The sequence below is a fragment of the Streptomyces sp. PH10-H1 genome (genome assembly GCF_030063355.1).
GTDB lineage: Bacteria > Actinomycetota > Actinomycetes > Streptomycetales > Streptomycetaceae > Actinacidiphila.
Window position 1 is genome coordinate 32503 of record NZ_JASISZ010000009.1, and the last position, 20307, is coordinate 52809.

The 20307-nt window shown below is 72.0% G+C and carries 15 protein-coding genes, 2 pseudogenes and 1 riboswitch; of the genes and pseudogenes, 6 read left to right on the forward strand and 11 right to left on the reverse strand.

The features are described from left to right. Window positions 1-300 precede the first annotated feature (300 nt). Complete coding sequence (gene sepH, locus QMK24_RS08430; RefSeq protein WP_283464671.1) at window positions 301-1368, forward strand: septation protein SepH; 1068 nt, start codon at window positions 301-303, stop codon at window positions 1366-1368. Window positions 1369-1449: 81 nt separating this feature from the next. On the opposite strand, the gene QMK24_RS08435 is transcribed toward sepH, so the two are convergent. Further along, window positions 1450-2277, reverse strand: coding sequence for a sulfurtransferase (locus QMK24_RS08435; RefSeq protein ID WP_283464672.1), 828 nt, complete (start codon window positions 2275-2277; stop codon window positions 1450-1452). Between the two features lie 213 nt (window positions 2278-2490). Here QMK24_RS08435 and QMK24_RS08440 point away from each other — a divergent pair, with 213 nt between their 5' ends. Beyond that, window positions 2491-3264, forward strand: a complete 774-nt coding sequence (locus QMK24_RS08440; protein WP_283464673.1) for a VOC family protein — start codon at window positions 2491-2493, stop codon at window positions 3262-3264. 82 nt (window positions 3265-3346) lie between these two features. Here the strand turns inward: QMK24_RS08440 and QMK24_RS08445 are convergent. The 4 genes and pseudogenes from QMK24_RS08445 to QMK24_RS08460 form a co-directional block, all read right to left on the reverse strand. Beyond that, a pseudogene (locus QMK24_RS08445) lies at window positions 3347-3994 on the reverse strand (thymidine kinase); the annotation flags it as partial. Window positions 3995-4053: 59 nt separating this feature from the next. Next, window positions 4054-5250 (reverse strand): alkaline phosphatase family protein, encoded by a 1197-nt coding sequence (locus tag QMK24_RS08450; RefSeq protein WP_283464674.1) that lies wholly within the window; start codon window positions 5248-5250, stop codon window positions 4054-4056. Beyond that, complete coding sequence (locus QMK24_RS08455) at window positions 5250-5834, reverse strand: DUF5998 family protein (RefSeq protein ID WP_283464675.1); 585 nt, start codon at window positions 5832-5834, stop codon at window positions 5250-5252. Before QMK24_RS08455 ends, QMK24_RS08450 begins: the two co-directional genes overlap by 1 nt. A gap of 27 nt (window positions 5835-5861) precedes the next feature. Next, window positions 5862-8645 (reverse strand): bifunctional acetate--CoA ligase family protein/GNAT family N-acetyltransferase, encoded by a 2784-nt coding sequence (locus tag QMK24_RS08460; protein WP_283464676.1) that lies wholly within the window; start codon window positions 8643-8645, stop codon window positions 5862-5864. Between the two features lie 142 nt (window positions 8646-8787). Between QMK24_RS08460 and QMK24_RS08465 the strand changes: the two genes are divergently transcribed. Beyond that, entirely contained in the window at window positions 8788-9069 is a 282-nt protein-coding gene (locus QMK24_RS08465; RefSeq protein ID WP_283464677.1) for an HPr family phosphocarrier protein, read from the forward strand. Window positions 9070-9191: 122 nt separating this feature from the next. On the opposite strand, the gene QMK24_RS08470 is transcribed toward QMK24_RS08465, so the two are convergent. The 4 genes from QMK24_RS08470 to QMK24_RS08485 form a co-directional block, all read right to left on the reverse strand. Further along, a complete protein-coding gene (locus QMK24_RS08470) occupies window positions 9192-9866 on the reverse strand; it encodes a GntR family transcriptional regulator (protein ID WP_283464678.1) in 675 nt (224 codons plus the stop codon). A gap of 171 nt (window positions 9867-10037) precedes the next feature. Continuing rightward, window positions 10038-10853, reverse strand: a complete 816-nt coding sequence (locus QMK24_RS08475; protein WP_283464679.1) for a M23 family metallopeptidase — start codon at window positions 10851-10853, stop codon at window positions 10038-10040. Between the two features lie 15 nt (window positions 10854-10868). After that, window positions 10869-11025, reverse strand: a riboswitch (cyclic di-AMP (ydaO/yuaA leader). Window positions 11026-11269: 244 nt separating this feature from the next. Continuing rightward, window positions 11270-12661 carry a M16 family metallopeptidase gene (locus tag QMK24_RS08480; RefSeq protein ID WP_283464680.1) on the reverse strand — a complete coding sequence of 464 codons (1392 nt, stop codon included), beginning with the start codon at window positions 12659-12661 and terminating at the stop codon, window positions 11270-11272. Next, on the reverse strand, window positions 12658-14016 hold the full coding sequence (locus QMK24_RS08485; RefSeq protein ID WP_283464681.1) for a M16 family metallopeptidase: 1359 nt from the start codon (window positions 14014-14016) through the stop codon (window positions 12658-12660). The genes QMK24_RS08480 and QMK24_RS08485 overlap by 4 nt, the downstream gene beginning before the upstream one ends. A gap of 195 nt (window positions 14017-14211) precedes the next feature. Between QMK24_RS08485 and QMK24_RS08490 the strand changes: the two genes are divergently transcribed. From QMK24_RS08490 to QMK24_RS08500, 3 genes and pseudogenes are all read left to right on the forward strand, one after another. Further along, the gene (locus QMK24_RS08490; RefSeq protein ID WP_283464682.1) at window positions 14212-16662 is read left to right on the forward strand and encodes a DNA gyrase/topoisomerase IV subunit A; all 2451 of its coding nucleotides are present in this window, start codon (window positions 14212-14214) and stop codon (window positions 16660-16662) included. A gap of 216 nt (window positions 16663-16878) precedes the next feature. After that, window positions 16879-17793 (forward strand): ferredoxin family protein, encoded by a 915-nt coding sequence (locus tag QMK24_RS08495; RefSeq protein ID WP_283464684.1) that lies wholly within the window; start codon window positions 16879-16881, stop codon window positions 17791-17793. A gap of 38 nt (window positions 17794-17831) precedes the next feature. Beyond that, window positions 17832-18083: pseudogene (locus QMK24_RS08500) on the forward strand (helix-turn-helix domain-containing protein); the annotation flags it as partial. Window positions 18084-18090: 7 nt separating this feature from the next. Here the strand turns inward: QMK24_RS08500 and QMK24_RS08505 are convergent. Together QMK24_RS08505 and QMK24_RS08510 are read right to left on the reverse strand one after the other, a co-directional pair. Continuing rightward, window positions 18091-19716, reverse strand: coding sequence for a monocarboxylic acid transporter (locus QMK24_RS08505; RefSeq protein WP_283464685.1), 1626 nt, complete (start codon window positions 19714-19716; stop codon window positions 18091-18093). After that, a complete protein-coding gene (locus tag QMK24_RS08510) occupies window positions 19716-20186 on the reverse strand; it encodes a DUF485 domain-containing protein (protein WP_283464686.1) in 471 nt (156 codons plus the stop codon). The genes QMK24_RS08505 and QMK24_RS08510 overlap by 1 nt, the downstream gene beginning before the upstream one ends. Window positions 20187-20307: the final 121 nt, after the last annotated feature.

Genomic DNA, 20307 nt, shown 5'->3' on the forward strand with positions numbered 1-20307 from the left:
GCGCGGCAACCCACCCCAGTGGCCCGAATGGAGTACTGTGGCGAATCCTGGCTCCGGCTTCCCGTCCGGTTGCCCGGACCAACGGGAGGGGAGCCCGAAGGCGGTGCTCATCCCGGGGTGCCGCGTTTGGTCACTCTAAGTGGCCAATTGGCCACCGTCCCATAACGGCGAGTCACGGCACCTGCCCGACACGCCGGGTAACCCTGCAAGGTTGTGGCACGCCGCACGTCGGCAGGCCACACTCGTCCAACGGGAGCAGCGACGCACGTGACGTCGGCAGGCACCACCCGGGAGGTTCCCATGCCCGAACTGCGTGTCGTGGCCGTCAGCAACGACGGCACACGACTGGTGCTCAAGGCTGCAGACAGCACGGAATATTCGCTCCCCATCGACGAGCGACTCCGGGCAGCGGTACGCAATGACCGTGCCCGCCTCGGGCAGATCGAAGTCGAGAGCCACCTGCGGCCGCGGGACATCCAGGCCCGGATACGAGCCGGAGCGTCCGCGGAAGAGGTGGCCCAGACCGCCGGGATCGCGGTCGAGCGGGTCCGCCGTTTCGAGGGACCGGTGCTCGCCGAGCGCGCCTTCATGGCCGAGCGGGCCAGGAAGACCCCGGTGCGGCGCCATGGCGAGAGCGCCGGGCCGCAGCTCGGTGAGGCGGTCGCGGAGCGGCTGCTGCTGCGCGGCGCCGAGAAGGAGACCGTCCTCTGGGACTCCTGGCGGCGCGACGACGGCACCTGGGAAGTCCTGCTGGTCTACCGGGTGGTCGGTGAGCCGCACTCCGCGAGCTGGACCTACGACCCGCCCCGGCGGCTCGTACAGGCCGTGGACGACGAGGCACGGGCCCTGATCGGCGAGACCGCCCAGGACGCCCCGGACACCCAGAGCGCGCGCGACACCAAGGAGCCGAGCTTCCCCTTCGTGCCGCGGATCGCCCGGCTGCCCAGGGACCGCCCGCTGGACCGGGCGCTCGACCGGCAGCTGGAACGCCCCGAGCGGCCCCAGGAGCGCAGCGCCGAGCGTGCCGAGGAGGAACGGGACTCGCTGACCAGCCTGCTGGAGGCGGTGCCGAGCTTCCGCGGCGACATGGTCGTACCGTCACCACCCGCGCCGCCGGAGACCGCTCCGCCGGAGCAGACGGAGGAGCCGGCGGCCGAGGAGGCCGCGCCGCCCGCCGCGGCGAGCACGGGCGCGGGTTCCGCGTACGCGGATGTCCTGATGCCGCGAGCCGTCGCCGGACACCGCGACCGGCTCGTCGGCACCACGGACCGGCAGGCCGAGGCGGACGGCGTCCGGCCGGGGCGCCGGGCGACAGTGCCGAGCTGGGACGAGATCGTCTTCGGCAGCCGCCGCAAAAAGCAGGAGTGACGGACGTCGGTGCGGAACGGTAAGGGGCGGTGCACTTTGGTGCACCGCCGCTTACTCGTCGGGCATGGGAGCGGTCGTGGCTCAGCCCGGCTGGTCGCCGGTGGCGACCGGCCGGTCAGGGTCCGCCGACCATTCGCTCCACGAGCCCACGTACAGCGCGGCGGGGATGCCCGCGACCGCCAGGGCGAGCACTTCGTGAGCCCCCGAGACGCCGGAACCGCAGTAGGCACCGACCTCGGCGGACTCCTTGACACCGAGGTCCACGAAGCGGGCCAGCAGTTCCGCGGGCGGCAGGAAGCGGCCGTCCGCCATAACGTTCTCCATGGTCGGAGCGCTCACCGCGCCGGGAATGTGGCCTCCCACGCGGTCGATCGGCTCCACATCGCCCCGGTAGCGCTCCGCCGCCCGGGCATCGAACAGCACGCCGGTCCTGGCGAGCAGCGCCGCGTCGTCCGCGGTCAGCAGCGCCATCGACCCGACGGCGGGGGTGAAGTTCCCCTGGACAGGATCGGCCGTTCCGGTCTCCAGCGGCTGCCCGGCGGCGGTCCAGGCGGCCAGGCCGCCGTCGAGGACCCGGACCCGGGGGTGGCCGGTCCAGCGCAGCATCCACCAGGCGCGTGCCGCGCCCCAGCCCTGCCAGTCGTCGTACACGACCACGTCACGGTCCATGCCGACCCCCGCGGCGCGCATCGCCGCGCCGAAGACCTCAGGGTCGGGCAGCGGGTGGCGCCCGCTCTGGCCGGGGGTGCCGGCCAGCTCGGTGTCGAGGTCGATGTACACCGCACCGGGGATATGACCCGCCTCGTACGCCGGGCGGCCGGGCGGCCCGCCGAGCTGCCATCGGACGTCGAGGACAGTGGTCCGGCTCAGTTCGCTCGCGAGTTCGGCTGCAGCGATGATGGATTCCATACGTCCATTGTGGGCCTCACGCGTTGGACGTTCGACTGATCGTCACCGCGTGGTCACAGTCGCGAAACGGAAGCCAAGCACCAAACCGGGCATTCTTCAGCACTTAGGGGTGGGATGCGGCGCGGCCGGGGCGCGCGGCGAGCCCGGTGGTGGAACCATCGACTTCGGCACTCCCCCGTATGCCACGCGCGCCGGCCCCGAGGAGAGAATTCAATGACCGAGGTACCGAGCCGGCGTCCCCCCGGCACGCCCTGCTGGGTCAGCTTGATGGCACACAATCTGGACGCGGCGCAGGAGTTCTACGGCGCCCTGTTCGGGTGGGAGTTCCATCAGGGACCGCAGCACCTCGGCCCCTATGTCCGGGCCGAGCTGGGCGGACAGCAGATCGCCGGCATCGGCGACGGCCCCAAGGACCGGCATCTGCCGGTCTCCTGGACCACGCTGCTGGCCTGCGACGACGCGGACGCCACCGCCGAGCTGATCCGCGAGTGCGGCGGCACGGTGGGCGTCGGCCCTCTCGACGCGGACAACGAGGGGCGGATGGCGGTGGCCGTCGACCCGTCGGGCGCGGTCTTCGGGATCTGGCAGGCGCAACGCCACCCCGGCGTCGATGTGATGGGCGAGCCGGGCACGCTGGCCTGGAACGAACTGCTGACACGGGATTCGACGGTGGTCGGCAAGTTCTACACGGCGGTCTTCGGCTATGAGACGGAGGCCGAGGTGTCGGCGAACTTCGACTACCTCACCCTGCGGCTGAAGGGCCGTGCGGTGGCCGGGATCCACGGGGTCGGCCAGTCGCTGCCCCGCGACCGGGGCGCGCACTGGATGACGTACTTCGCGGTGGCGGACACCGACGCGGCGGCCCGCCGCATCGTCGAGCTGGGCGGCCGGGTGCTGCAGCCGGCCCGCGATTCGGGCTACGGCCGGCTTGCGACGGTGGCCGACCCCGAGGGCGCCGTCTTCACCGTCATCGACGCGGCCCGCTGAGCCCCGCCCGTTCCGCGCCACCGTTCCGTTCCGCGCCGCGGTTCCGGTCCGCGCCGCGGTTCCGGTCCGCGCCCCGGTCGACGGCCTGGTCCACGGGCAGCACGTCCGGGGACAGCGCCGCGGCCTGAGCCGTCGCCGCCGTCATCCGCCGGGTGTGGTGACGGCGGCACAGCACCTCGTAACCCACCTCGCTGGCCGGGCGGTTGACGTCACCGACGACGACCTGCGCTCCCTCGACCACCATCTGCCCGTCTATGGTGCGGGCGTTGTGGGTGGCGCGGGCTCCGCACCAGCACAGCGCCTCCACTTGGAGGACCTCGATACGGTCGGCCATCTCGACGAGCCGCTGCGAGCCCGGGAAGAGCTTGGTACGGAAGTCCGTGGTGATGCCGAAGGCGAAGACGTCCAGATCCAGGTCGTCCACGACACGAGCCAGCTGGTCGATCTGCTCGGGCGCAAGGAACTGCGCCTCGTCCACGATGACGTAGTCGACCTTGCCGCCCTTCGACATCTGGTCCACCAGGTAGCCGTACAGATCCATGCGCGGGGTTGCCTCGACCGCCTCCGTCACCAGGCCGAGGCGCGACGAAAGCTTCCCCTCCCCCGCGCGGTCGTCGCGGGTGAAGATCACGCCTTGCAGGCCCCTCGCTGACCGGTTGTGCCCGATCTGGAGCGCCAAAGTACTCTTCCCGCAGTCCATCGTTCCGGAGAAGAACACGAGCTCAGGCATGAGGAGGGCGACGGCCTTTCAGGACGGAGTGCGGGGTACGGGGTGAGCGGGTCAGCGGGTCAGGAGCGGACTTCGAGCAGCGGTACGAGCTGCTCGCCCGGGGTCATGGAGCCGTGCAGACCGACCATGGACGACTCTCCCGGCTCGGTGCGGCTGGCGATGACCGCGATGTCGTCGCGGGCCACGGCGATCACATCGCCGATCCTGCCGAGCACCCGCTCGTCGACGGCGTCCCCGGGGCGGCCGAACCAGCCGGCCGCGATGGCCTCGTCCCGGGTGGCGACCCACATCTGCTCCCCGAGCACCTCGCTCCACACCGTGTACACGTCGGTGGCGGCCCCCGGCACGGCGTAGACATGGCGGGCGCGGGCCTCGCCGCCGAGGACGGCGACGCCGGCGCTGAGCTCCCAGTCCTCGTCGAAGTCGATCCGGGAGTCGGGATCGAAGGGGATGTCGATCATGCCGTGGTCGGCGGTGATGTAGAGCGCGGAGCGCGGCGGGAGCTGCTCGGCCAGCCGCTGCGCGAGCCGGTCGACCATCATCAACTGGCCGCGCCAGGCGTCGGAGTCGACACCGTGCCGGTGGCCCATCGAGTCCAGCTCGCTGTAGTACGTATAGACGAGCGTGCGGTCGGCGGCGGCAAGCCGGTCGGCCGCCAGATCCATCCGCTCGTCGCCGGTGAGCCGGCCGTGGAAGGCGCCGCCGCTGAGCGCGATCTTCGTCAGCGGGGTGTGCTGGAAGGTCGGCGAGGACACCTGGCAGGTCGCGATCCCGGCGGCGTCGGCCAGCTGGAAGACGGTGGGATACGGCTGCCAGATGTGCGGATCGGTCCACGGCTGCCAGCGCAGCTGGTTCATCAGCCGGCCGGAGGCCGGGTCCACGACGGTGTAGCCGGCCAGCCCGTGGCGACCCGGCGGCAGACCGGTGCCGACCGAGGCGAGCGAGGTCGCGGTGGTGGACGGGAAGCCCGCGGTGATCGGCTGCCCGGTGCCGCTGAGCGAGGTGTGCATCAGGGAGGCCAGAAAGGGCGCCTCCTCCGGGTGCGCGCGCAGCAGCTCCCAGCCCATGCCGTCGACCAGGAAGACGCAGACACGGTCGGCGGGGGCCAGTTCGAGGCCGGTGGCGGGCATGCCGGGAACGGCGAGTCCGGCGGCGGCCGCGGGGAAGAGGTCGCAGAGCGCACCGGTGCCGTAGAGCGGGGCCGGTGCGGTACGCGGGTCCAGGGGCACGGGGTAGGCGGGTACGGCGTGCACCATCAGTGGTCGGCCGCCGTGGCCTCGGACAGGGCCTGCGCGAAGGCCAGGGCCTGGCGCACCGCGTCGGGCCCGTCGCCCGCCTCGCTGACCCGCAGCGACAGGTCGTCGGCGGTGGAGGAGCCGGTGTAGCCGTGGTCGGCGTCGCAGTTGGGGTCGCCGCAGGCGGCGGGCTCCAGATCCAGCCGGCTGACGGCGCCCCAGCCGATGGTCAGCACGACCTCGCGGGGCAGCGTGCCGGGGGTGTACGACTCGGGGTTGGCCACCACCCGGCTGACCACCACGGACGAGATCCGGCCGATCTTCACGGATTCGGTGGAGGTGGTCGCGTACGGCGTCGGGGACGTGTCGTCCGCGGCCTGCTCGTCGGTGTGGCTGACGATGAAGCGGTGGTCGGTGATGACCAGGACCGTGACATGCCGGCGCACCTCGTTCGCGTCGAACGTCGTCTCCTGGTGGACCAGGTACGACGCCACCGGCTCGCCGCCCACCGCGGCCTCGACGGCCTCGGCCACCAGGGCCGGGTAGTAGCCGCTGCGCTCGATGGCCGTGCGCAGGCCCTGGGTCGTCATACCGGTCTTCGCCATAAGGTCCATCTTAAGGGCGGGTACCGCTCAGAAGGACGACAGTGCGCGAGGTCCGAGATCCGTTCGGGCGGGCGGCCGGTCGAGGCGGACGGACGCTCCCAGCACGGTGAGCCCGTGCGCGGCGACGACCACCGGCTCCAGGTCGACGGCGACCGCTTCCGGCAGGTCGTCGACGAGCAGGGAGACCCGCAGCAACAACTCCTCCAGGGCACCGGTGTCCACCGGTTCGCTGCCGCGCCAGCCGAAGAGGATCGGGGCGGCCTTGATGGAGCGCACCAGCTCGGCGGCGTCCCGGTCGGTGGCCGGCACCAGCCGGTGCGCGGTGTCCCCCAACAGCTCGGACGGGGCTCCGGCAAGGCCGAACGACAGCACGGCGCCGACGGCCGGGTCGACGGTGGCGCGTACGACGGTGTCCACGCCGCGCGGCGCCATCGCCTGCACCACCAGCAGCAGCTCCTCCGCCTTGCCGAGCCGCGCGGTCAGCTCCTCGTACGCCCGCCGCAGGTCGCCCTCGTCGGCGAGGTCGAGCCGTACGCCGCCGAGGTCGGCCCGGTGCCGCAGGTGCGGCGCCGTCGTCTTGAGCGCCACGGGGTAGCCGAGCCGCCGGGCCGCGTCGAGTGCGGCGGCGATCCCCGGCGCGGGCAGCGCGGACCGCACGGCGATCCCGTACCGCCCGAGCAGGGCGGCGGCGGCCGCGTCGTCGAGCAGGACGCCCGATTCGCCCCCGCTCTCCCCCGCGACCTCCCCCGCGTCCAGCAGCCGTGCCACGTCGGCCGCCGCCGCGCTCTCCTCGATGTCCGCGAACTGCGGCACCCGGCCGGGCGCCTCGGCCTCCCGCCGCCACCGCGCGTACGCCACCGCCTCGGCCAGCGCCCGCACGGCGCGGTCGGCGGCGGGATACGCGGGAATCCGCGCTTGGCTCAGTGCGGATTCCGGTACGTCGTCCGGTCCCGGAACCGGGACGCCCAGCCGGTCGGCCATGGTCTCCAGGGCGAGATGGGCGACGACGACGGGCTTGCGGGCGCCGGCCGCCGCCGCGCGCAGCGCGCGGGAGAGGGCCGGGTCGTCGCCGGACTCGGGGTCGGGGGCGTCCTCGCAGCCGACCCGGGGGATGGCGGTGACGACGACGGCGTCGACCGCGTCGTCGGCGAGGGCCGAGGTGAGCGCCGTACGGAAGTCGTCCGGGGTGGCCGCCGTGGTGAGGTCGAGCGGCGCGGCGGGCTGGAGCTCCGCGGTGAGCGCCGCGTCGTAGGTGAGCAGGCCGAGGGAGTCGGAGTTGCCGAGGATCGCGACCCGCCCGCCGCCGGGAATCGGCTGGAAGGAGAGCAGCAGGCCCACGTCAAGGAGTTCGGTGACCGTGTCGACACGGATCACTCCGGCCTGCCGGAAGAGCGCGGACACGGTGCTGTCCGGGATCCGGGTCGAGGACACGGCGTGGCCGGCGGGGGTGGTGCCGGAGTGCAGCGCCCCCTTGACGACCACGACCGGCTTGGCGGCGGCCGTCCGCTTCGCGAGCCGGGTGAACTTCCGGGGGTTGCCGAAGGATTCGAGGTACATCAGGACGGCGTCGGTGTCCGGGTCGTTGTGCCAGTACTGCAGCAGATCGTTGCCGGAGACATCGGCCCGGTTGCCCGCCGAGACGAACGAGGAGAGCCCGGCGCCGCGCCGGTGCAGTCCGGACAACAGCGCGATGCCGATCGCTCCGGACTGGGTGAAGAGGCCGAGCCGCCCGGTGGCCGGCACTTCGGGCGAGAGCGAGGCGTTGAGGCGTACGCCCGCCGCGGTGTTGATGATGCCGAAGGCGTTGGGGCCGATGACCCGCATCCCGTACGAGCGGGCCTGGCGCACCAGTTCGCGCTGGAGCGCCCTGCCCTCGGGACCGGATTCGGCGTAGCCCGCGGTGACCACGACGAGCCCCTGGACGCCGTGCTCTCCGCAGGCCGCGACGGCGGCGGGGACGCTGTCGGCGGGCACGGCGATGATCGCCAGGTCGACCGGCTCGGGGATCCCGGCGACGGTGCGGTGCGCGCGGACACCGTCGAGGGTGGTCTCCCCTTCGGGGAACGACCGGTTGACCGCGTGGACGCGGCCGGTGAAGCCGCCCTCGACCAGATTGCGCAGCAGCGTGCGTCCGACGCCGCCGGGCCGGCGGCTCGCGCCGATCACGGCCACCGACCGGGGGGTGAGCAGCCGCTGCACCGAGCGGGCCTCGGCGCGGTGCTCGCGGGCGCGCATGACCTGGACGGACGCCTCGGTGGGCTCCAGGTCGAGTTCGAGATGGACGACGCCGTCGGTGAAACTGCGCTGCTGGGTGTAGCCCGCGTCGGTGAAGACCTTGACCATCTTGCGGTTGGCGGGCAGCACTTCGGCGATGAAGCGCAGGATGCCGCGCTCGCGGGCGACGGCCCCGATGTGTTCCAGCAGGGCGGAGGCCACCCCGCGGCCCTGGTGGGCGTCCTGGACGAGGAAGGCCACTTCGGCCCGGTACGCGTCGCCGCTGGCCGGCCGGCCGTCCGCGTCGATCCGGTCGTAGCGGACGGTGGCGATGAACTCGTCGCCGATGGTGGCGGCCAGGCCCACCCGGTCGTCGTAGTCGTGATGGGTGAAGCGGTGCACATCGCGGTCCGAGAGCCGGGGGTACGGGGCGAAGAAGCGGTAGTACTTCGACTCGTCGGAGACCTGCTCGTAGAAGTCCACCAGCCGCTGGGCGTCCCACGGGCCGATGGGCCGGATGTGGGCGATGCCGCCGTCGCGCAGGACGACGTCCGCTTCCCAGTGCACCGGATACGGGCGGGGGGCCGGAGTCGTCATGGGGCCAGCGTATGCGCAGGCACCCGGCTAGCGGAGGAGGACGGGAGCAGGCACGCTGGGCGCAGCGCGTCGACGTGCCTGAGCAGTCTTCCGTCCGTGCGAGACTGGTCTAGACAACAGGAACGACCTGAAGGGCTACACCATGGTTGAGCGCCGTGTCACCGTCGGCTGGGCCGAGGGCCTGCACGCCCGGCCCGCTTCTCTCTTCGTCCGCGCGGTGACCGCCGCCGGCGTCCCGGTGACGATCGCGAAGGCCGACGGCAACGCGGTCAACGCCGCGTCGATGCTGGCCGTGCTCGGCCTGGGCGCGCAGGGCGGCGAGAACATCGTGCTCGCGTCGGAGGCCGATGGCGCCGACGCCGCGCTCGACCGGCTGGCCAAGCTGGTCTCCGAGGGCCTCGAGGAACTCCCCGAGGCCGTCTGATCCCCTGGGCGTATGCCCGCGCAGGAATTCGGCGGGGCCGCGTTATCCCAACGGATAACACGGCCCCGCCTTTTCTCATTCAGGGCCGCCATAATTCTGCCCACTTGTATACGGTGCCATTGTTAATTCCTCCGGCGCGCGGCGTATACAGGGTGTTTCAGAGTCCTCACCGCGACGGCCCGCTGCACATGTCCGGCCGCGATCCGGCGGGCCCGCTCCGCGTCCCCGCGGGCCACCGCGTCGACGATCGCGCCGTGCTCGTCCCAGGACTCCACCGCCTGGTCGGGCGCCGCCTCCCCGTATACCCAGGCGATCTTGTGCCGCAGCTGGGTGAGCAGCGCGGCCAGGGTGGGACTTCCGGAGGCCTGGGCGAGGGTCTCGTGGAACCAGCCGTTCAGGGACCGCAGATCGGACAGCTGGCCCTGCTGGGAGCGTTCCTGACCGAGCCGCACCAGGCCGCGCAACACCTTGAGATGGGCTTCTGTGCGCCGCTGCGCCGCTCGCGCGGCCCCCAGCGGCTCCAGCAGGCCGCGCAGCTCCAGCAGGTCGGCCGCCTCCCGCTCCGTCGGCTCGGCCACCGAGGCGCCCGCGTGCCGGCGGGTGCGGACGAACCCCTCCGACTCCAGGGTGCGCAGCGCCTCGCGCACCGGGACCCGGGAGACGCCGTAACGCCGCGCCAGCAGCTCCTCCGTCAGCCGGGTGCCCGGCGGAAAGTAACCGCCGACGATGTCGTCACGGATCGCGGTGCACACGACCTGTGCGGAGATACGACGCCCTGTGCCGTCCGTCCCGTTCACATCCGATTCCGCATCGCCGGTCTCCCATTCTTTTCCCCGTTATCTTCTGCGACCCTATTCCAGCAGAACCAGGATTCCGACCGCAGTCCAGAATTCATGGATTATTTTTGGACAGCACGAAGGCCCCGGCGGGGAGCCGGGGCCTTCGAGGGGGACGGGGGTGCGGCGGTGTCAGATGGAGACGCCGTGCGAGCGGAGGTACGCCACGGGGTCGATGTCCGAGCCGTAGTCGGGCGTAGTGCGGGCCTCGAAGTGCAGGTGCGGTCCGGTGACGTTGCCGGTCGCGCCGGACAGGCCGATCTGCTGGCCGGTGGTGACGGTCTGACCGACCGACACGCCGAGCGAGGACATGTGGGCGTACAGCGTGTAGATGCCGTCGTTGTGCCGGATCACGACGTTGTTGCCGTACGCCGGGTCGAAGCCCGCCGTGACGACGGTGCCGGCGCCGACGGCGCCGATCGGGGTACCGGAGGACGCGGTGAAGTCGACGCCGGTGTGGTAGCCGGAGGCCCACATGGCGCCGGGGACCTTGTACCCGGTGCCGATGGCGCTGTTGACGGGCAGCACGAAGGAGTTGAGCTTCTTCCGCTCCTCCTCGGCGCGGGCGGCACGGGCCTGCGCCTCGCGGTCCGCCTTGATCTTCGCCTCGGCTTCGGCCTTCTGCTTGGCGGCCGCGGCCGCTTCGGCGGCGCGCTTGGCGGCTTCGGCCTTCTGCTTCGTCGCGTCGGCGGCCTGGTGCTGGGCGGCGGCCTGGGCGGCGAGGGAGTCGGTGAGGCCGGCCGAGGCGTCGATGGCCCGCGCGAACGCGGTGTCCTCGACGGGCGCTGCGGCCCGGCCCGGGGTGGACAGCGCGCTGGCGGCGGTGGCGCCGAAGGTGCCGGCGGCGGTCAGCACGGCGACGCCGGCCAGGGTGGTCCCGGTGCGGAGGACGCCACGACGGGGACGGCGGTGCTTCCCGCTGGGCGCGGGCAGAACTGTGAACGCCATGAGCGCGGCGAGATCCTTTCCTTCCTTCTCGCCTACCGGGTTAGCTGACGGGTTCGGAGCAGGAAGGTCTCCTACGGGCTGCCTCGTGATGAGGACGGCCCGATTCACCCCAGGGACATGGGTCCCCGGCTCCCCAGGCTCGCGCCGGACGGGGACTCGGCGATCACTGCCCGGTTGCCGCTGGACGCGGCGGATGGTGACGAGCAGCCGACAGGACGGTAATGGGACCCCGTCGGGATCGGCAAACAGAACCGGGCATTTGTTGGGTTCCCCACACAGGGGCGTAGTGGGCGGATAAAGATCCAAAACACCCGGAACCCCGGCGCCCCAAGGGGTGCGCCAGGGTTCCACCGGGAAACCGGCCGGCCGCCCGCGGGGAGGGTCCGGAGGGGACCGGCCGCCCGCGGACCGCCGGTTCAGCCGACCGCGATGACCTTCACCGGGCCGATTCCGAGCTCCTTGACCGGCTCCTCTATCACCGAGGCGTCGCCCACCAGAACGACGACCAGCCGGTCCAGCGGGAAGGCGCTGACCACCGCGGCGGTCGCCTCCACGGTGCCGGTACGCGCCAGCTGCGCGTACATCCGGGCCTGGAAGTCGTCCGGCAGGAACTGCTCGACCTGGTCGGCGAGCGTGCCGGCGACGGCGGCCGCGGTCTCGTAGCGCAGCGGCGCCACCCCGACGAGGTTCTGCACCGCGACATCGCGCTCTTCGTCGGTGAGTCCCTCGGCCGCCAGGGTGCGGATCACCTGCCACGCGTCGGCGAGGGCGGGGCCGGTGACCTCGGTGGCCACCGAACCGCTGATGGCGAGCAGCGAGGCGCCCGTCCCCTCCGGGGTTGACAGCAGAACCTGGCCGAAGGACCGCACGCCGTAGGTGTAACCCTTCTCCTCGCGCAGCACCCGGTCCAGACGGGAGGTCAGGGTGCCGCCCAGGCAGTACGTGCCGAGCACCTGCGCCGCCCACACCGGGTCGTGCCGGTCGGAACCTGTGCGGCCGATCAGCAGCTGTGTCTGCACGGCCCCGGGCCGGTCCACGATCACCACGCGCGCGGAGTCGTCCGCAGCGATCGAGGGCAGCGGCCGGGGCTCGGCGGTGGAACCGGTCCACTGGCCGAGCGTCTCGTCCAGCAGCGCGGCCAGATCGATGCCGGTCAGATCGCCGACCACGACGGCCGTGGTGGTCGCGGGACGCACATGCGCCTCGTAGAACGACCGGACGGCCTCGGCGTCGATCCTCGCCACGGTCTCCTCGGTGCCCTGGCGGGGGCGGGAGCAGCGCAGTTGTGCCGGGAACAGCTCTGCGGACAGTGCCATGGAGGCGCGGCGGGCCGGGTTGGCCAGCTCGTGCGGGATCTCGTCGAGCCGGTTGTCGACCAGCCGCTCGACCTCGCTCTCGGGGAACGCGGGTACGCGCAGGGCGTCCGCGAGCAGCCCGAGAGCCTTGTCCAGGCGGGAGGCCGGGACCTCCAGCGAGACCCGGACGCCCGGGTGGTCGGCGTGCGCGTCGAGCGTCGCGCCGCAGCGCTCCAGCTCGGCGGCGAACTCCTCGGCCGAGAGCTTGTCGGTGCCCTCGGACAGCGCGCGGGCCATGATGGTGGCCACGCCGTCCAGGCCCTCCGGTTCGGCGTCGAGCGGCGCGGAGAGCAGCACCTCCACCGCGACGACCTTCTGGCCGGGGCGGTGGCTGCTGAGCACGGTCAGGCCGTTGCCGAGGGTGGCGCGATCGGGGGCAGGGAAGGCCCACGGCTTGGCGGTGCCCGGCTCCGGCTGGGGGTGGAACGTCATGGTCGCGGCGACGTCGGTCACTGGTCCGCGCCTTCCTGCTCGGTCTCGTCGGCCGCCTCGTCGGGCGAGCCGGTCGGCTCGTAGACCAGGACGGCTCGGTTGTCGGGGCGCAGCTTGGCCGCGGCGATGGCCCGTACGTCCTCCGGAGTGATCTCCAGCACCCGCTGGACGGCGCTGAGCGCCAGCTGCGGGTCGCCGTAGAGCACCGCGTAACGGCACAGCTCGTCGGCCCGGCCGCCCACCGTCGCGAGCCGGTCGAGCCACTCGCGTTCCAGCTGCGCCTGGGCCCGCTCCATCTCCTGCGCGGTGGGTCCCTCCACGGCGAAGCGGGCCAGCTCCTCGTCGACGGCCGCCTCGATGTCGGCCAGTTCGACACCGCTGGACGCCTTGACGTCCAGCCAGCCGAGCGACGGCGCGCCGGCCAGCCGCAGCAGGCCGAACCCGGCCGCCACGGCGCTGCGGTCGCGGCGGACCAGCCGGTTGTGCAGCCGGGAGGACTCACCGCCGCCGAGCACGGTCAGCGCCAGATCCGCGGCGTCGGACTCCCGGGTGCCGTCGTGCGGCAGCCGGTACGCGGCCATCAGGGCGCGCGAGGGCACGTCCTCCTCGACGATCTCGCGCAGCTGTCCGCCCATCACGTCCGGCAGCGACCCGTCGCGCGGGGTGGGCTTGCCGTCGTGGCCGGGGATCGTGCCGAAGTACTTCTCGACCCAGGCCAGCGTCTGCTCGGGGTCGATGTCGCCGACCACGGCCAGGACCGCGTTGTTCGGCGCGTAGTACGTACGGAAGAAGGCCCGCGCGTCCTCCAGGGAGGCCGCGTCCAGGTCGGCCATCGAGCCGATCGGGGTGTGATGGTACGGGTGGCCCTCGGGGTAGGCCAGCGCGGTCAGCCGCTCGAAGGCCGTGCCGTACGGCACGTTGTCGTACCGCTGGCGGCGCTCATTCTTGACGACATCGCGCTGGTTCTCCAGGCTCTCGTCGTCGAGCGCGGTGAGCAGGCTGCCCATCCGGTCGGCCTCGAGCCACAGCGCCAGCTCCACCTGGTGGGTCGGCATCGTCTCGAAGTAGTTGGTGCGTTCGAAGCTGGTGGTGCCGTTGAGCGAACCGCCCGCGCCCTGGACCAGTTCGAAGTGGCCGTTGCCCTTCACGCTGGCCGAGCCCTGGAACATCAAGTGCTCGAAAAGGTGGGCCAGTCCGGTGCGGCCCTTCACCTCATGACGGGAACCGACGTCGTACCAGAGGCACACCGCGGCGACCGGAGTGAGGTGGTCCTGGGAGAGCACCACACGCAGGCCGTTCGCCAGGCGGTGTTCGGTCGCTGTCAGGCCGTCGGAGTCCTGCGGCTGTGAGCCGTCCGACGTGGCCGTGAGACCCATGGGCAAGCTGTCCTTCCGGTCGCGTGCTATTTGTCTTGGTCGAGTGCTGACACTCTAGGCAAGCGTGCCGACACCACGCGAAGTTCCCGCTAACGGCACCCTTATGCCAGGCGGTGGTCACCGCTGTCAGCGGGTCGGTCCACAATGGTCGGCGTCAGTCCCCGCTCAGGTCCAGGAAAAGGAGCAGCAGCCGCGATGGCCCGCCGCACCACGAAGACCCCTCCTCCCGACGACTTCGAGGAGCGCATCCTCGACATCGACGTCGTCGATGAGATGCAGGGCTCCTTCCTCGAGTACGCCTACTCGGTCATCTACTCGCGCGCCCTGCCCGACGCCCGCGACGGGCTCAAGCCCGTGCACCGGCGCATCGTCTACCAGATGAACGAGATGGGGCTGCGCCCCGACCGCAGCTATGTCAAGTGCGCCCGCGTGGTCGGCGAGGTGATGGGCAAGCTGCATCCGCACGGCGACGCCTCCATCTACGACGCCCTGGTGCGGATGGCCCAGCCGTTCTCGATGCGCCTCCCGCTGGTCGACGGGCACGGGAACTTCGGCTCCCTCGGCAACGACGACCCGCCCGCCGCGATGCGTTACACCGAGTCGCGGATGGCCGGGGCCGCCATGCTCATGGTCGAGTCCATCGACGAGGACACCGTCGACTTCACGCCGAACTACGACGGCCAGGAAAAGGAGCCGGTCGCTCTCCCGGCCGCCTACCCGAACCTGCTGGTCAACGGCTCGTCCGGGATCGCGGTCGGCATGGCGACGAACATGCCGCCGCACAACCTGGGCGAGGTGATCGCCGCCGCCCGGCACCTGATCAAGCACCCGGGCGCGGACCTCGAGACCCTGATGCGGTTCGTACCGGGTCCCGACCTGCCGACCGGCGGCCGGATCGTCGGCCTGGCCGGTGTGCGGGACGCGTACGAGAGCGGCCGCGGCACCTTCAAGATCCGCGCCACCGTGGCCGTCGAGGACACCTCGCCGCGCCGCAAGGGCCTGGTCGTCACCGAGCTGCCGTTCACGGTCGGCCCGGAGAAGGTCATCGCGAAGATCAAGGATCTGGTCGGCGCGAAGAAGCTCCAGGGCATCGCCGACGTGAAGGACCTCACCGACCGCTCGCACGGCCTTCGCCTGGTGATCGAGGTGAAGAACGGCTTCCACCCCGAGGCCGTGCTGGAGCAGCTCTACAAGCTGACGCCGATGGAGGAGTCCTTCGGCATCAACAACGTGGCGCTCGTCGACGGGCAGCCGCTCACGCTGGGCCTCAAGGAGCTGCTGGAGGTCTATGTCGACCACCGCTTCGAGGTGGTCAGGCGGCGCAGCGAGTTCCGCCGCACGAAGCGCCGTGACCGGCTGCACCTGGTCGACGGACTGCTGGTCGCCCTCATCGACATCGACGAGGTCATCTCGATCATCCGGTCGAGCGACAATTCGGCGCAGGCCAAGGAACGGCTGATCGCCCACTTCTCGCTGTCCGAGGTCCAGACCCAGTACATCCTCGACACCCCGCTGCGCCGCCTCACACGGTTCGACCGCATCGAGCTGGAGTCCGAGCGCGACCGGCTCAACACCGAGATCGACGCGCTGACGGTGATCCTGGATTCGGACGCCGAGCTGCGCAAGCTGGTCTCCAACGAGCTCGCGGCGGTGGCGAAGCAGTACGGCACCGACCGCCGCACCGTGCTCCTGGAGTCGGCGGGCGCCCCGGTCTCGTCCGTTCCGCTGGAGGTGGCCGACGACCCGTGCCGGGTGCTGATGTCCTCCACCGGGCTGCTGGCCCGTACCGCCAACGGCGAGGAGTTCGACGAGGGCGACGGCAAGCGGGTCAAGCACGATGTGATCGTCTCCGCGGTGCCGACCACCGCGCGGGCCGACGTCGGCGCGGTCACCTCCGCCGGCCGGCTGTTGCGGCTCACGGTGATCGACCTGCCGGTGCTGCCGGACACCGCGGGAGCGCCGAACCTGTCGGGCGGCGCGCCCGTCTCGGAGTTCCTGTCCCTGGAGACCGGCGAGCGGGTGCTGTGCCTGATCACGCTCGACGAGTCCTCACCGGGCCTCGCGCTGGGGACCGAACAGGGCATCGTCAAGCGGGTGGTGCCCGACTACCCCGCGAACAAGGACGATCTGGAGGTCATCGGTCTCAGGGACGGTGACCGGGTGGTGGGCGCCGTGGAACTGCGCACCGGTGAGGAGGACCTGGTCTTCATCACCGACGACGCCCAGCTGCTGCGGTACCCGGCCTCCCAGGTGCGCCCGCAGGGCCGCCCGGCGGGCGGTATGGCCGGCGTCAAGCTGACCGACGGGGCGAAGGTGATCTCCTTCACCGCCGTCGACCCGGCCGTGGACGCGGTGGTGTTCACCGTGGCCCGCGCCGAGGGGACCCTCGAGGGCGCGGTGCAGGGCACCGCCAAGCTCACCCCGTTCGAGCAGTACCCGCGCAAGGGGCGGGCGACCGGCGGAGTGCGCTGCCAGCGCTTCCTGCGCGGTGAGGACGGCCTGGTCCTCGCCTGGGCGGGCGCCGTACCGGCACGCGCCGCGACGGCGACGGGCCTGCCCGCCGACCTTCCCCCGAAGGACCCCCGCCGGGACGGTTCAGGGGTGGCGCTGGCCAAACCGATCACCGTGGTCGCCGGGCCGGTCTAGGGACCGGTCGGGTCCGCGGAACGGTCTGCGGACGGGACCACGGACGGGATACGCGACAGGGCGCGGCGCTGATGGCGCCGCGCCCTGCCGCGTCCGGTCGCGTCCTGGCACGTCCGGTCGCGTTGCGCCGGGATTCGCGTCCGTCCCGGTCCGACGCGCCGTGGATGCGCCGGGCGCCGGGCGGCACCGTGCGGCGTTCCGGTTACGCTGACCCGCGTGAGTACGTGTACGAACGCTTCGGCGGAGCTGGCCGAACCGCTCGCCGCTACCGCCGCCACCGCACAGACCTGGCTCCTGCTGGAACAGTCCGGTCCCTGGGGCGCGAAGGCCTTCACCGCGAGCCATCTCGATCCGGCTGTGGGCCGGGCCCTGGAGCAGGCCGCGGACGGCACCGGGGTCCGGGTCGCGCTGATCCGGCGTCCGGGACGCCACGCGGACTGCCATGTCCCGTCCCGGCACGAGGTGCTCGTCGCCCATGTCGTTCCCGGCCGCTCCTGGGTACGCCGGGGCGAGATCGGCGATCCGGCGGAGCTGCTGGAACTGGACTTCGCGGCGCTGGGATCCGGCGGACACCAGGGATTCGGTGAGCCGCACTCGGGCGAGCCGGTCGCGCTGGTCTGCACGAACGGCAAACGCGACCGCTGCTGCGCGCTCTACGGACGGCCGCTCGCCGCGCGGCTGGCGGCCGAGGGCGGCAGCGACGTCTGGGAGATCACCCATATCGGCGGCCACCGCTTCGCCCCCACCATGCTCGTCCTGCCGTCCGGCTACGCCTACGGGCGCGTCGGCGCGGACCTCGCGAGGAGTGCCCTCAAGTCGGCCCGCGACGACCGGGTCGCGCTGGACGGCTGCCGCGGCGCCTCCGCCTGGGACAAGCCCGGCCAGGCCGCCGACCTCGCGGTGCGCGCCCTGACCGGCGAAGTCCGGGCGGCAGCGCTCACGGTGGCGCGTACGGACGGCTCGGCGCCTGCCTGGACGGTGCGGGTGGCGCATACCGACGGGCGGGCCTGGGACGTCGACATCACCCGGTCCGCGGCACTGCCGCCCCGCCCGGAGAGCTGCGGAGCGGCCCCCGGCTCACCCGACCGGATGGATGTCACCGGGATCAGGGCGGTGGCCGGGGGCCGCTGAGCGGGGCCGCACCGGGACAGGTCAGCCGGACTGCTTCGCTGCACAAGGGCCACTCCGCGCCGACCGCCGAGCTGATACGACGGGTGCTGCGCGAGGCCGGACACCCGCTCTCCGCTCACGAGGTCGCCGAGCGTACCGGGCTGAGCCGCTCCACCACGCAGCGCTGTCCGAAGTACCTGGAGCAGGCCGGGAGGATCGGCCTCACCCTCAAGTACGGCGACACGGGCCGCCCCGAGCACCGTTACGGGTGGGCGGCGGCAGCGGCCGACCGACCTTGGACTGTGCTGTGAGCCGCCCTCACACCGCTCCCGCGCCGGTGAGGGAACGCACCTCCGTCTCCGCGTACTTGCCCGCGTCCTCCGGTTCCGGGAAGAGCACGGTGCCCAGCCAGCCGGCCAGGAAACCCAGCGGGATGGAGACCAGCCCCGGGTTCTCCAGCGGGAAGAGATGGAAGTCCACACCGGGGAAGAGGGCGTCGGGGCGTCCGGAGACCACGGGCGACAGCACCACGAGGACCAGGGCGGGGACCAGCCCCCCGTAGACGGCGCAGACCGTTCCCCGGGTGGTGAACCGGGGCCAGAACAGCGAGTACAGCAGCGCGGGCAGGTTCGCCGAGGCGGCCACCGCGAAGGCGAGACCCACCAGGAAGGCGATGTTCTGGCCCTGGGCGAACAGGCTCAGGGCGATCGCCACCGCGCCGATCCCGACCGCGGCGAAGCGCGCCACCCGCACCTCCTCGTGCCCGGTCGCCGGGCCGGCGTGCTTCCCGCTGCGGCGCAGCGTGGCGTACAGGTCGTGCGCGACCGACGCCGACGAGGCCAGGGTGATCCCGGCGACCACCGCGAGAATCGTGGCGAAGGCCACCGCCCCCACGACGGCGAAGAGAACCGTTCCGCCTGTCGAACCGGCTCCGCCGCCCAGCTCCTCGGCCAGCAGCGGTACGGCGGTGTTGCCGGCCGCGTTGGAGGTGCGCACGGCGTCCGAGCCCACGACCGCCGCTGCGCCGAAGCCGAGGACGATCGTCATCAGATAGAAGGAGCCGATCAGCCCGATCGCCCACACCACCGACCGGCGGGCCGAGCGGGCGGTCGGCACGGTGTAGAACCGCGACAGGATGTGCGGCAGCCCCGCCGTGCCGAGCACCAGGGCGATCCCGAGGCTGATGAAGTCCAGTTTCGAGGTCCAGCTCCCGCCGTACTTGAGGCCGGGGGACAGGAAGGCGCTGCCGTGACCGCTGCCGGCCGCGGCGGAGCGCAGCAGGCCGTTCAGATCACCGTGGAAGCGGATCAGAACCAGCACGACCAGCGCGATGGTGCCGCCCATCAGCAGCACGGTCTTGACGATCTGGATCCAGGTCGTCGCGCGCATCCCGCCGAAGGACACGTAGATGACCATCAGACCGCCGACCCCGATCACCGTCCAGGTACGGGACGCGCCGCTCTGGCCGCCGAGCAGCAGCGCCACCAGGCTGCTCGCGCCGACCATCTGCGCGACCAGATAGAGCACCGAGACGATGACCGAGGAGGTGCCGGCCGCGATCCGGACCGGTCGCTGCCGCATACGGGCGGACAGCACATCGGCGAGGGTGTAGCGGCCGCAGTTGCGCACCAGCTCCGCGACCAGCATGAGGACGACGAGCCAGGCGACCAGGAAGCCGACCGAGTACAGCATCCCGTCATAGCCGAACAGCGCGATGAGGCCGGAGATGCCGAGGAACGACGCCGCCGACATGTAGTCGCCGGCGATGGCGAAACCGTTCTCCATGGGGGAGAAGAGCCGGCCCCCGGCGAAGAACTCGACCGACGAGCTGCGCCGCCGGCCGGCCCAGGCGGTGATGGCCAGGGTCACGGACACGAAGACCGTGAACAGGACGAGGGCGAGCCCCTGATGCTCGTTCGCCGGATCTGCCAGGTAGCGGACCATCAACGCATCCGCTCCTGGGTGTCCCAGCGGAGGTCGAGCGCGGCCCGGTCCCTGCGCAGCCGTGCGTGCCGTGAGTAGGCCCAGGTCAGCAGGAAAGTGGAGGCGAACTGCGCCAGCCCGGCGACCATCGCGACATTGAGTTCACCGGCCACCGGGCGGGCCATCAGGCCGGGCGCCGCCGTGGCCGCCACCACGTACAGCAGGTACCAGCAGAGAAAGGCCGCCGCCGCCGGAAAGGCGAACCGGCGGTACTGGCCGCGCACTTCCCGGAACGCGGCGCTCCGCTGCACCTCCAGGTAGATCGCGGCCCGGTCCTCCGCCGTTCCCGCGACGGGCGCCGTGGGGGGCGCCGGCACAGGTGACGGCGCCGGAGTCGTCGGGTCCGGTACCCAGAGACCGGCGGCCAGAGCGTCGTACCAGGGGTCGTCCACCCGTAGCGCGCCCGGGTCGACCCCGTCGTGCTTGTCCACCGAACTCTCCTCGCTTCACAGGCCGATTGGCCGTGCGCCCAAGCATGGACAGAGTGGGAAGATCCGGTGCTAACAAGCTGAAACGTTCACTCCATCAGGTGATGCCGTGCGTAGGCATATC

What these genes read in the sequence shown, in the direction of transcription:
- sepH (WP_283464671.1), top strand. Translation starts at nt 301, where the DNA reads ATGCCCGAACTGCGTGTCGTGGCCGTCAGCAACGACGGCACACGACTG.
- QMK24_RS08435 (WP_283464672.1), bottom strand. Translation starts at nt 2,277, where the DNA reads ATGGAATCCATCATCGCTGCAGCCGAACTCGCGAGCGAACTGAGCCGG.
- QMK24_RS08440 (WP_283464673.1), top strand. Translation starts at nt 2,491, where the DNA reads ATGACCGAGGTACCGAGCCGGCGTCCCCCCGGCACGCCCTGCTGGGTC.
- QMK24_RS08450 (WP_283464674.1), bottom strand. Translation starts at nt 5,250, where the DNA reads ATGGTGCACGCCGTACCCGCCTACCCCGTGCCCCTGGACCCGCGTACC.
- QMK24_RS08455 (WP_283464675.1), bottom strand. Translation starts at nt 5,834, where the DNA reads ATGGCGAAGACCGGTATGACGACCCAGGGCCTGCGCACGGCCATCGAG.
- QMK24_RS08460 (WP_283464676.1), bottom strand. Translation starts at nt 8,645, where the DNA reads ATGACGACTCCGGCCCCCCGCCCGTATCCGGTGCACTGGGAAGCGGAC.
- QMK24_RS08465 (WP_283464677.1), top strand. Translation starts at nt 8,788, where the DNA reads ATGGTTGAGCGCCGTGTCACCGTCGGCTGGGCCGAGGGCCTGCACGCC.
- QMK24_RS08475 (WP_283464679.1), bottom strand. Translation starts at nt 10,853, where the DNA reads ATGGCGTTCACAGTTCTGCCCGCGCCCAGCGGGAAGCACCGCCGTCCC.
- QMK24_RS08485 (WP_283464681.1), bottom strand. Translation starts at nt 14,016, where the DNA reads ATGGGTCTCACGGCCACGTCGGACGGCTCACAGCCGCAGGACTCCGAC.
- QMK24_RS08490 (WP_283464682.1), top strand. Translation starts at nt 14,212, where the DNA reads ATGGCCCGCCGCACCACGAAGACCCCTCCTCCCGACGACTTCGAGGAG.
- QMK24_RS08505 (WP_283464685.1), bottom strand. Translation starts at nt 19,716, where the DNA reads ATGGTCCGCTACCTGGCAGATCCGGCGAACGAGCATCAGGGGCTCGCC.